Origin of the sequence: Azoarcus sp. KH32C (genome assembly GCF_000349945.1) — a bacterium.
Classification (GTDB): domain Bacteria; phylum Pseudomonadota; class Gammaproteobacteria; order Burkholderiales; family Rhodocyclaceae; genus Aromatoleum.
Window position 1 is genome coordinate 35,988 of sequence record NC_020516.1, and the last position, 10,441, is coordinate 46,428.

A 10,441-nucleotide genomic window follows, 5' to 3' on the forward strand; every position below is an offset into this window, starting at 1 on the left:
TCTGTGATGCCCGGCGCTCTCTCCCACATTCGCGTCCTCGATCTTTCGCGCATCCTCGCCGGACCCTGGTCGACGCAGATCCTCGCCGACCTCGGGGCCGACGTGATCAAGGTCGAGCGGCCGGGGGAGGGCGACGACACCCGCCACTGGGGCCCTCCCTTCCTGAAGGACGAGGCCGGCGAGGACACTTCGGTCGCGGCCTACTACCTGTGCGCGAACCGCAACAAGCGCTCGATCACCGTCGACATGACGCAGCCCGAGGGCCAGCGCATCCTGCGCGCGCTCGCCGCCGAATGCGACGTCGTGGTCGAGAACTTCAAGGTCGGCGGGCTGAAGAAGTACGGCCTCGACTACGCCTCGCTGAAGGAGATCAACCCGCGCCTCGTGTATTGCTCGATCACCGGCTTCGGCCAGGACGGGCCCTACGCGCCGCGCGCCGGCTACGACTTCCTGATCCAGGGCCTGGGCGGCCTGATGAGCCTCACCGGCCGCCCGGACGGCGAAGCGGGCGCGGGTCCGATCAAGGTCGGCGTCGCGCTGACCGACATCCTGACCGGCCTCTATGCGGCCAACGCGATCCAGGCCGCACTCGCTTGGCGTGAGCGGAGCGGCTACGGCCAGCACATCGACCTGGCACTCCTCGACGTGCAGGTCGCCTGCCTCGCCAACCAGGCGATGAACTACCTGACGACCGGCAAATCGCCCGGGCGGCTGGGCAACGCGCACCCGAACATCGTGCCTTACCAGGACTTCCCGACCGACGACGGCTACATGATCCTCGCGATCGGCAACGACGGGCAGTTCGCGCGCTTCTGCGAAGTGGCCGGCGACCCCGCGCTCGCGACCGACCCGCGCTTCTCGACCAACCGCGCCCGCGTCGAGAACCGCGCGACGCTGATCCCGCTGCTCAACAAGCTGACGATCCGCCGGCCGACCGCCGAATGGATCCGCGCACTCGAATCGGTCGCCGTACCCTGCGGCCCGATCAACACGCTCGCCGACGTCTTCGCCGACCCGCAGGTCGAGGCGCGCGGGCTGCGCGTCGAGATGCCGCACCCGCTGGCCGGCCGGGTGCCGCAGGTTGCGAACCCGATGCGCTTCTCGTCGACGCCGGTCCAGTACCGCAATCCGCCGCCGCTGCTGGGCGAACACACCGACGACGTGCTCGCGTCGCTGCTCGGCCTGGCGCCCGGGGAAATCACCCGCCTGAGGGACGATAACGTAATCTGAGCGCGGGCGCCGGGAGTTCCGGCGATGGCGGCCGAGAGAACATGAAGTATCATGTTCGCATCCGCCAACCGTCCGCCCCGGCATTTTCTGCATCCGGCGGGCGGGTCGACATGGGGCCCGCCAATGACAAGCGATCCACCCGGCTACCATATCCTGCTGGTCGAGGATAATCCCGTCGACCTGGACCTCGCCTTGCGCGCATTCTCGCGCAACGATCCCGGCAGCATCATCGAAATCGCCCGCGACGGCGAGGAAGCGCTCGCCTACTTTTCGCGCTGGAACGAAGGCCACCCGGTTCCGGCGATGATCCTGCTCGACATCAAGCTGCCGCGCATCAACGGGCTGGAAGTGCTGCGCCAGTTGAAGGCCCACCCGCGCTTCGCCTACATCCCGGTCGTCATGATGACGACCTCGCGCGAAGACGGCGACATCGAGCATGCCTACGAGCTGGGCGCCAACTCCTACATCATCAAACCGGTGAACTTCGAGCGCTTCATCGAAGTCGCCAAGACCGTCGAGCAGTACTGGTGTTTGCTGAACGAACGTCCGAACTGAGCAGCCTGCGGGTCCTCTACGTCGAGGACTCCGAAACCGACGCCGACCTCACGCGCCGCATGCTGTCGCGCCTCGCGCCCGACATCGCGCTCGAGATCGCACACAGCCTGATGGAGGCCCGCGAGCGCCTGGCGCCGGGGCAGGGCCTCGACGTCGTCCTCACCGACCTGAAGTTGCCTGACGGCTCGGGGCTCGAACTCCTCGCCGAAATCCGCCAGCGGCAACTGCCCTGCGCGGTCGTGCTGCTCACCGGCTCCGGCGACCGCAACACGGCGATCGCGGCGCTGAAGGCCGGCGCCGACGCCTACCTCGTCAAGCAGGGCAACTACCTCGCGGAGCTGCCCGAAACCCTGCGCGCCGCGCTCGCCCGCTTCCACCACGCGCCGCCGCGGCCGCTGCGCCCCCTCAATGTGCTGTATGCCGAGCGCAACGAACGCGATGCCGACCTGACGCGGCGCCATCTCGCGCAGCACCATCCGCACTTGCGGCTCACCGTCGTGCGCGACGCCGCGGACGTCCTCGCCCACCTGCCGGCCGACGCGGGCGAGCCCTCGCCCTTCGACGTGCTTCTGCTCGACTACCGCGCCGATGGCACCGACAGCCTCGAACTTGCCCGCACGCTGCGCGAAGAGCGCGGGCTGACGTTGCCGATCGTGCTCGTCACCGCCCAGGGCAGCGAATCGGTGATCGCGCGCGCGCTGGATGCGGGCATCACCGACTACATCGCGAAGGAGGAAGGCTACCTGCAGGCGCTGCCGGCGACCCTCGAAAAGGTCCGCGAACAGGCCGAACTGCAGCACGAGCGCGCGCTGCTGCGCGACACCAGCGCCCATCTCTCGCATCTGCTCGCCGCGAGCCCGGTGATCCTCTACACGCTGCGCATGTGCGACGGCAGCTTCATCCCGACCTGGGTCAGCGACAACATCGAACGCATCTTCGGCACGACGCCGGCCGAGGCGATGATTCCCGGATGGTGGCTGGACCACCTCCACCCCGACGACCGCGCGGCCGCGCTCGCGGTCCAACCGCGTCTGCTGCGCGATGGCCGTCTCGACCACGAATACCGCTTCGTCGCCGACAACGGCCGCAGCTTCTGGATCCGCGACCAGGTCCGTCTGGTGCGCAAGGGCGCGGGCGAGGTACCGGAAGTCATCGGCATCTGGACCGACATCACACGCGACAAGCGCCAGGAACTCCTGCAGAGCGCACGCAGCGCCGTGCTCAACCGGCTCGTCGCCGGCGATCCGCTGCCCGACATCCTCGACGACGTCGTCCAGCGCCTCGAACGCCTCGAACCGTCGATGCGCGCCTCGATCCTGCTGCTCGATCCACAAACTGGGCGGCTGGTCCACGGCGCCGCGCCCCACCTGCCAGCCGAATATTGCGCCGCCGTCGAAGGACTCGAGCCGGGCGAAGGGCAAGGCTCCTGCGGGACCTCCGTGTACCGTCGGCAAGCGGTCTTCGTCGCCGACGTCGCAAGCGATCCCTTGTGGGCCCGATACCGCGACGTCGCCGCCCGCACCGGTTTCCGGGCCTGCTGGTCCTTTCCGTTTTCGGATCCCGACGGCAGGGTGCTGGGCACTTTCGCCGCCTACTTCGACGCCCCGCGCGAACCCGATCCGGCGCTGGTCGCCCTGATCGAGGAATTCTGCGCGCTGACCGCGCTCGCGGTGCAGAAGGTCCGTGCGACTGACGCGCTGCGCCAGGCCGCGGCAGTGTTCGAAACGACGCGCGACGGCGTGATGATCACCGACCTCGAGCGCCGCATCGTCAGCGTCAATCGCGCGTGGTGCGAGATGACCGGCTACTCGGCCGACGACGCGCTCGGCAAGGTGCCGCAGCTTTTCAAGGCCGGCCTGCAGAACGCCGCCTTCTACCGCCGCATGTGGGCACAGATCGCCCGCAGCGGCTACTGGCAGGGCGAAATCTGGAACCGCCGCCGCAACGGCGAACAGTATCCGCAATGGCTCAGCGTCAGCACCGTGCATGACGCCGAAGGCACCCCGACGCATTACGTCGGCGTGATGACCGACGTCAGCAAGCTCAGGCGGTCGGAGGCCGAACTCGAACGCCTCGCGCACTTCGACCCGCTCACCGATCTGCCGAACCGGCTGCTCGTCGAGTCGCGCCTCGAGCATGCGATCGAGCAGGCCGCGCGCCTCGGCAGCGGCATCGGCGTGCTCTTCGTCGACCTCGACCGCTTCAAGACCGTCAACGACAGTCTCGGCCACACGATCGGCGACGAGGTCATCAAGTCGATCGCGCACCGCCTGCGCGAAGGCCTGCGCGGCGACGACACCCTGGCGCGCTGGGGCGGCGACGAGTTCCTCGTGATCATCGAAAACACGGCCAAGCCCGACGAAGCGGCGAGCCTCGCGCAAGGCCTCATCGACCGGATGCAGCAACCCTTCCAGCTCTCCGACGGGCAGCTGATCTACGTCGGCGCAAGCATCGGCGTCAGCCTCTACCCGCAGGACGCCCGCACCGCCGCGGCGCTGATCCAGCACGCCGACACCGCGTTGAACCAGGCCAAGGCGCAGGGGCGCAACACCTACCGCTTCTTCACCGATGCGATGACGCTCGAGGCGCAACACCATCTCGACCTCGAACGCCGCCTGCGCCGCGCCCTCGAGCAGCAGGCCTTCGTCGTGCACTACCAGCCGCAGATCGACCTCGCGAGCGGCCGCCTGACCGGCTGCGAAGCCCTGCTGCGCTGGCACGACCCGCAGGAAGGCCTGATTCCGCCCGGCAACTTCATCCCCTTCGCCGAGGAAACCGGCCTGATCGTGCCGATCGGCGAATGGGCATTGGAGACCGCCTGCGCCCAGGCCCGCCGCTGGCTGGATGCCGGCCTGCCGGCGCTGAATCTCGCGGTGAATCTCTCGGCGCGCCAGCTATGGCAGACCAACCTGCCCGAACGCATCGCCGAGATCCTCGCCCGCACCGGCCTGCCGCCCGGTTCGCTCGAACTCGAACTGACCGAGAGCATGATCATGGGCCACGAGCCCGAGGCCGTCGAACGTCTCGGCCAGTTGCGCCGCCTCGGCCTGAAGCTCGCGATCGACGACTTCGGTACCGGGTATTCGTCGCTGTCCTACCTGAAGAACCTGCCGATCGAAGTGCTGAAGATCGACCAGAGCTTCGTCCGCGGCATCCCGCAGGACCGCAAGGACATGGAAATCGCCGCCGGCATCATCGCGCTCGCGCGCAAGCTGAACCTGCGGGTGCTCGCCGAAGGCGTCGAGACCGCCGAACAACTCGCCTTCCTGCGCGAGCAGGGCTGCGACAGCTACCAGGGCTACCTCTTCAGCCGGCCCTTGCCAGCCGAGGAGTTCGAGAAGCTGCTCGCGCGCTAGGCATCAGGCCCGGACTTACCAGGGCGGATCGCCCGCCTCTGCCGCCGCGACCGGCGCTTCCTTGATCGCTGCCGCCGGCGCGGCAACCGGTGCCGCCGCAGCCGCCGCATCGCCCCCCTTCAGCTCGCCGCCCAAGGCTTCGACCACCGCCGGCAGCAGGCGCTGCAGCTCGCCGGTCATCAGCGCGAAACCCGCGTCGAACAGCGCACGCGCGTCGTCGGTACCTTGCTGATCGAGGTTCTCCTTGACCACGTCGAGGAAGTCGAGACGCTTGATCTCGAGCTTCTCGGTCAGCACGAAACTCACGCGGTCGTCGAAGGTCAGCGCGAGCCGCGTCGGCAGCTTGCCCGCGGTGAGGTGGCCGCGGACTTCGTCGCCTTCGAGCGAGTGGCGCACGTAGCGCACCGCCGCCTTGTCTTCGGTCACCGAGCGCAGCTCGCAATCCTGGTCGATCGTGAAGCCCGCAGGGGCTTCGCCGCCGGCGAGCCAGTCGGCCATCGCGCTGGTCGGCGAGAGCTCGGTGCGCACCAGCGCGAGCGGAAGGGTGTCCAGGGTCTGGCGCAATACCTCCAGGACGTCTTCTGCACGGGCCTGGCTGGGCGCATCGATACCGAGCCACCCCCCGACCAGGTCGATCCACGCAAAGGCCTTTCTGCGCCTTGTAAACGCGCGCGGCAGCAATTCCTGCATGACCTGTTCGCGCAGCTCCTTCATCTGCTTGCGCCCGGGCTTGTAGCCCTGCTGCAGCGACAGCGCCTCGGCGCGCTCCTCGGCTTCCTGCTTGACCACCGACGAGGGCAGCAGGCGCTGCTCGATACCGAGTGCGATCAGCCACTGCCCGCCGACGCGGTGCACGAGGAACTCGTCATTGGTCGGCGACAGCCAGCCGCGGGTTTCCTGGTCCTGGCTGCCGCAGGGCTGGAAGCGCTTCTTCGCGAGCTGGTCCTCGAGCGCCTCGGCGCTGAGATCCCAGCCGACGGGAACACGATAGATCTGCAGATTCTTGAACCACATGGGGAATTCTTCCGGAATTTCAGTCAAAAACGCACCCGCCCGAGGGCTAGTCCCCGGCCGGCGGATGATGAAGGAATTTAATGCAATCGGCTCGACTCGGCGATCATGCGGATCACGCGCAGCGTGTCGAGGTCGGACGCATGATAGGCGGACTTCACAAATTCGGCGTACGCGACGTCGTCTCCGGATGTGTGTTCGCTGAGCGTCGTGCGGTACTCGAAGCGCAGCACCATGGTCTCCGGCGCCGGCTCCTCGATGGCGATCGTCAGCGTACCGCCGGCGTGCGTCTCGGTGCGCTCGGACTCGAAACGCACCCAGTCCATCGGCTGCACGGTCACCTGGTCGCGGATCACGACGCTACCGAAATCGAGTTCGCGCCGGAATTCGGTCTCGGTCCGCTCGAGGATCCGGCAGGCTTCGAGCCCGGGCAGAAAGGGGCGCGAATCGAGCACGCGGCACAACAAGCCGAACCACACCTCTTCGCGCGTCAGCGGACTGGCGAGCGGATTGGCCGGGTCATTGACCACGACCAGATGTTCAAAATTCACGACCAGGCTCCATCACCGGCATGTCTTTAGTGTAGCGCGCATCCGCCTGCTAGGATCCGCTCATGCAGATCGAACGAATCCTCCAATCCCAGGGCTTCGGCAGCCGCAAGCAATGCCGCGCCCTGATCCGCGCCGGCCTCGTCAGCATCGAGGGCCGGATCATCGACAACCCTTTCGAAGATGTCGCGCCTGCCGGACTGCAGTTCACGGTCGACGGCGAAGCCTGGACCTACCGCGAAAAAGCCTACCTGATGCTGCACAAACCTGCCGGCTACGAATGCTCGCGCCAGCCGCAGGTCCACCGTCCGGTCTTCGCGCTGCTGCCCCGACAGCTCGCCGATCGGGACGTGCAATGCGTCGGGCGTCTCGACCAGGACACCACCGGCCTGCTGCTGCTGTCCGACGACGGCCAGTTCATCCACGTCTGGAGTTCCGGCAAGAAGCGCATCCCGAAGGTGTACGAAGTTACGATCAAGCACCCCGTCGACGACGCGCTCGTTGCGCAACTGCTCGCGGGCGTCGAGCTCCACGACGAACCGGCGCCGATCGCCGCCGCGGCCTGCGTGCAAACGGGGGAGCGGAGTCTAAGGCTCACGGTGACCGAAGGCAAGTACCACCAGGTGAAGCGGATGGTCGCCGCTGCCGGTAATCGCGTCGAAGGCCTGCACCGTAGCCGCATCGGCGGACTTTCGCTGCCGGACGACCTGGCGCCAGGCGAGTGGCGTTGGCTCAATGAGACCGAGCTCGCCCTTCTGGCCGAACTCGAAGCGCGCTGAGCGCCTCGCCTCCCTTTCTTCCCCGCTTCTTCCCTTCCTGCCCGCAGCCCTGCAACGGGGCTGCCCCTTCCGCCGCCTTGCCTTGTTTTTCTGTTTGCCCGGCCTGGGGATCGTTCAGGGTTTGGTTTCTATAGTTTCTTTTAAATTTAAAAGATAAAGATATATATAGGGCGTCGTTTTCTGTGGAAAAGCCGGTCATTCCCTTGGACGACAAGCCTTCCAGCGCGGGAAAAGCCGGTACACAAGTAACTGGTTCACCTGTGTGGAAATTGTGCAGCGTTCTTCGGTCGCTCCGGTTTTCAGGTCTTTCCCACAATTGCTGCCCCCGGTTGTCCCGGACTTGTCCACGTTCACGGCCCTTGTTTCGCTTCCTGAACAACTGGGATCGGTCGATAAGGAGGCTTCCGTTTTTCCCCTTACCCGAGGGTCCTACTGGAATCCTGTGCTCGGGTTCGGCAACTGCTTCGGCAGCCAGAGTTTGTTCTTTGGTTTATTTAGTTAACTTTAAAGATAAAGATATATATAGTCGCCCGCTTTCTGTGGATAACTCGAAAATCTCCAGTCTCGGCAAAGAGTTTCCGCTCAGGGAAAACCGGTAGATAAATGCCGGATTCACTTGTGCATGATTTGTGTCCCTTTTTCTTCGTCCTCTTCGCGGAAGCCTTTTCCCACAAAGGATTCAGCCCCTTGTACAGGAATTCTCCACGGCTATGACAGGCACTCCGGATGCATTCGACCCCGATTGGGACCTGTTTTGCAGGGTTGTGGATAATTTCGGGGATATCGGCGTCAGCTGGCGTCTCGCCAAGGGTTTGGCGCAGGATCATGACTGTGCAGTACGGCTCTGGGTGGATGACTGGGCGAGCTTTTCGCGCCTGTGTCCCGCCGCTCGTTCGGGCGCGGAACGGCTCATCGCCGACGGCGTCGAGGTGCGGCGCTGGACGGAGCCGTTTCCCGACGTGAAGCCGGCGGCCCACGTTGTCGAGGCCTTCGCGTGCGAACTGCCGGAGGGCTATCTCGCGGCGATGAGCGTGCGGAATCCGCAGCCGGTGTGGATCAACCTGGAGTACCTGTCGGCCGAGGACTGGGTCGAGGGCTGCCACGGCCTCGCATCGCCGCATCCGCGCCTGCCGCTGCGCAAGCACTTTTTCTTTCCCGGCTTCACGCCGGGGACCGGCGGCCTGCTGCGCGAGGCGGGCTTGCTCGCAGTGCGGGACGCGTTTCGCGCGGATCCACGGGGGCGCGCCGATTTCCTGCGCCGCCTCGGCATCCCGCAGCCCGTCGAAGGGGCGCGTTGCGTGTCGCTCTTCGCCTACGAACAGCCGCGGATCGCGGATCTGTTGCGGCTGTGGGCCGCGGACGCGCAGCCGACTGTCGTGCTGCTGCCCGAAGGGCGGGTCGTCGGCGACGTGCTGAGGCATTTCGGACGACCGGACGTGCAGGTCGGCGATGTCCTCGTCGATCGCGCGCTCAGCGTCGTGCTGCTGCCCTTCCTCGATCCGGCCGATTACGACCGCCTGTTGTGGGCCTGCGATCTCAACTTTGTGCGCGGGGAGGATTCCTTCGTGCGCGCGCAGTGGGCAGCCAGCCCTTTCGTGTGGCACATCTACGAGCAGGACGACGCGATCCATCACGACAAGCTCGAAGCCTTTCTCGCACGTTTCCTCGTCGGCCTCGACGAGGCGGCGGCCACCGCTGCGCGTGCGTTCTGGCAGGCATGGAACGGCGAAGGCGATCTTGCCGCCTCATGGCCCGCTTTTGCCGATGCCTTGCCGCAGTTGGCGCTCCACACGCGGCGCTGGTCGGACGCGCTCGCGGCTCGGCCCGACCTCGCCTCGGCACTGGTGCAATTTTCAGAACTGACGGTAAAATAACCGGTTTTTAATATTGTGCGGCCCCATTGCCGCGCCCGATCTACGTCAGGAAACAGCATGAAAACCGCACAGGAACTCCGCTCCGGCAACGTCATCATGGTCGGCAACGACCCGCTGGTCGTGCAGAAGGCCGAATACAACAAGTCCGGCCGTAACGCCGCCGTCGTCAAGATGAAGCTCAAGAACCTGCTCACCGGCGCGCCGTCGGAGTCGGTGTACAAGGCCGACGACAAGTTCGAAGTCGTCCAGCTCGACAAGAAGGAAGTGACTTACTCCTACTTCGCCGACCCGATGTACGTGTTCATGGACGCCGACTACGAGCAGTACGAAGTCGAAGCCGAGAACATGACCGATGCGCTGAAGTACCTCGAAGACGGCCTCGCCTGCGAAGTCGTGTTCTACAACGGCAAGGCGATCTCGGTCGACCTGCCGAACTCCGTCGTCCGTGAAGTGGTCTACACCGAACCCGCCGTGAAGGGCGATACCTCGGGCAAGGTCATGAAGCCCGCCAAGCTCGCGACCGGCTTCGAACTGCCGGTGCCGGCCTTCGTCGAAATCGGTGACAAGATCGAAATCGACACCCGCACCGACGAGTACAAGGCCCGCGTGAAGTAATCCGCGCGTTCCGCGTCGCGAACGAAAGGGCCCGCCAAGTGCGGGCCCTTGTCATTTCGGGGATCGCGCGCCTTGAACTTTCGGCCGCCGGGCATATCTTGAGAGCACCCTGTCAGCAAGGAGCACAAGAATGAAGAAGAGCCTGTTTGTTGTGTTGATCGCGAGTCTGTCCGTCGGACTGGCCGCCTGCGGAAAGAAACCGGACGACAAGGCCAGCACCGCCGGCAGCCAGGCGATGGAGGCTGCGAAGGAGTCCGCACAAAAGGCCGGCGAGGCCGCTCAGAAAGCGGGCGAAGCCATGAAGGAGTCGGCCAAGGAAGGTATGGAAAAGGGCAAGGAAGTCGCTGCCGAAGCGAAGGAAGCGACCGAGATGGCCGCGCAGAAGGCGCTCGATGCCGCGCGCGCGACCGGAGAAAAACTCAAGGAAGGCGCGGAGAAGGGTAAAGAGGCGATCGAAAAGGAAACCAAGTAAA

The 10,441-nt window shown here is 65.7% G+C and carries 9 protein-coding genes; 7 read left to right on the forward strand and 2 right to left on the reverse strand.

Annotated features, from left to right (window positions below; all coding sequences use genetic code 11):
• Positions 1 to 6 precede the first annotated feature (6 nt).
• From AZKH_RS00140 to AZKH_RS00150, 3 genes are all read left to right on the forward strand, one after another.
• Positions 7 to 1,230: a CaiB/BaiF CoA-transferase family protein gene (locus AZKH_RS00140; RefSeq protein ID WP_015433690.1), complete on the forward strand. Its 1,224-nt coding sequence runs from the start codon at positions 7 to 9 to the stop codon at positions 1,228 to 1,230.
• A gap of 123 nt (positions 1,231 to 1,353) precedes the next feature.
• Entirely contained in the window at positions 1,354 to 1,785 is a 432-nt protein-coding gene (locus AZKH_RS00145; RefSeq protein WP_015433691.1) for a response regulator, read from the forward strand.
• Entirely contained in the window at positions 1,758 to 5,141 is a 3,384-nt protein-coding gene (locus tag AZKH_RS00150) for an EAL domain-containing protein (RefSeq protein WP_015433692.1), read from the forward strand. Before AZKH_RS00145 ends, AZKH_RS00150 begins: the two co-directional genes overlap by 28 nt.
• Positions 5,142 to 5,156: 15 nt before the next feature.
• Here the strand turns inward: AZKH_RS00150 and AZKH_RS00155 are convergent, their stop codons facing one another.
• Together AZKH_RS00155 and AZKH_RS00160 are read right to left on the reverse strand one after the other, a co-directional pair.
• Positions 5,157 to 6,155, reverse strand: a complete 999-nt coding sequence (locus AZKH_RS00155; protein WP_015433693.1) for a recombination-associated protein RdgC — start codon at positions 6,153 to 6,155, stop codon at positions 5,157 to 5,159.
• A gap of 77 nt (positions 6,156 to 6,232) precedes the next feature.
• Positions 6,233 to 6,703, reverse strand: coding sequence for an SRPBCC family protein (locus AZKH_RS00160; RefSeq protein ID WP_015433694.1), 471 nt, complete (start codon positions 6,701 to 6,703; stop codon positions 6,233 to 6,235).
• 62 nt (positions 6,704 to 6,765) lie between these two features.
• Between AZKH_RS00160 and AZKH_RS00165 the strand changes: the two genes are divergently transcribed.
• From AZKH_RS00165 to AZKH_RS00180, 4 genes are all read left to right on the forward strand, one after another.
• Positions 6,766 to 7,479 carry a 16S rRNA pseudouridine(516) synthase gene (locus AZKH_RS00165; protein WP_015433695.1) on the forward strand — a complete coding sequence of 238 codons (714 nt, stop codon included), beginning with the start codon at positions 6,766 to 6,768 and terminating at the stop codon, positions 7,477 to 7,479.
• 710 nt (positions 7,480 to 8,189) lie between these two features.
• Positions 8,190 to 9,353, forward strand: a complete 1,164-nt coding sequence (gene earP, locus AZKH_RS00170) for an elongation factor P maturation arginine rhamnosyltransferase EarP (RefSeq protein WP_015433696.1) — start codon at positions 8,190 to 8,192, stop codon at positions 9,351 to 9,353.
• A 57-nt stretch (positions 9,354 to 9,410) separates the two neighbouring features.
• Entirely contained in the window at positions 9,411 to 9,968 is a 558-nt protein-coding gene (gene efp / locus AZKH_RS00175) for an elongation factor P (protein WP_015433697.1), read from the forward strand.
• Positions 9,969 to 10,098: 130 nt separating this feature from the next.
• Positions 10,099 to 10,440, forward strand: a complete 342-nt coding sequence (locus tag AZKH_RS00180; protein ID WP_015433698.1) for a hypothetical protein — start codon at positions 10,099 to 10,101, stop codon at positions 10,438 to 10,440.
• The last annotated feature ends 1 nt before the right edge of the window (position 10,441 follow it).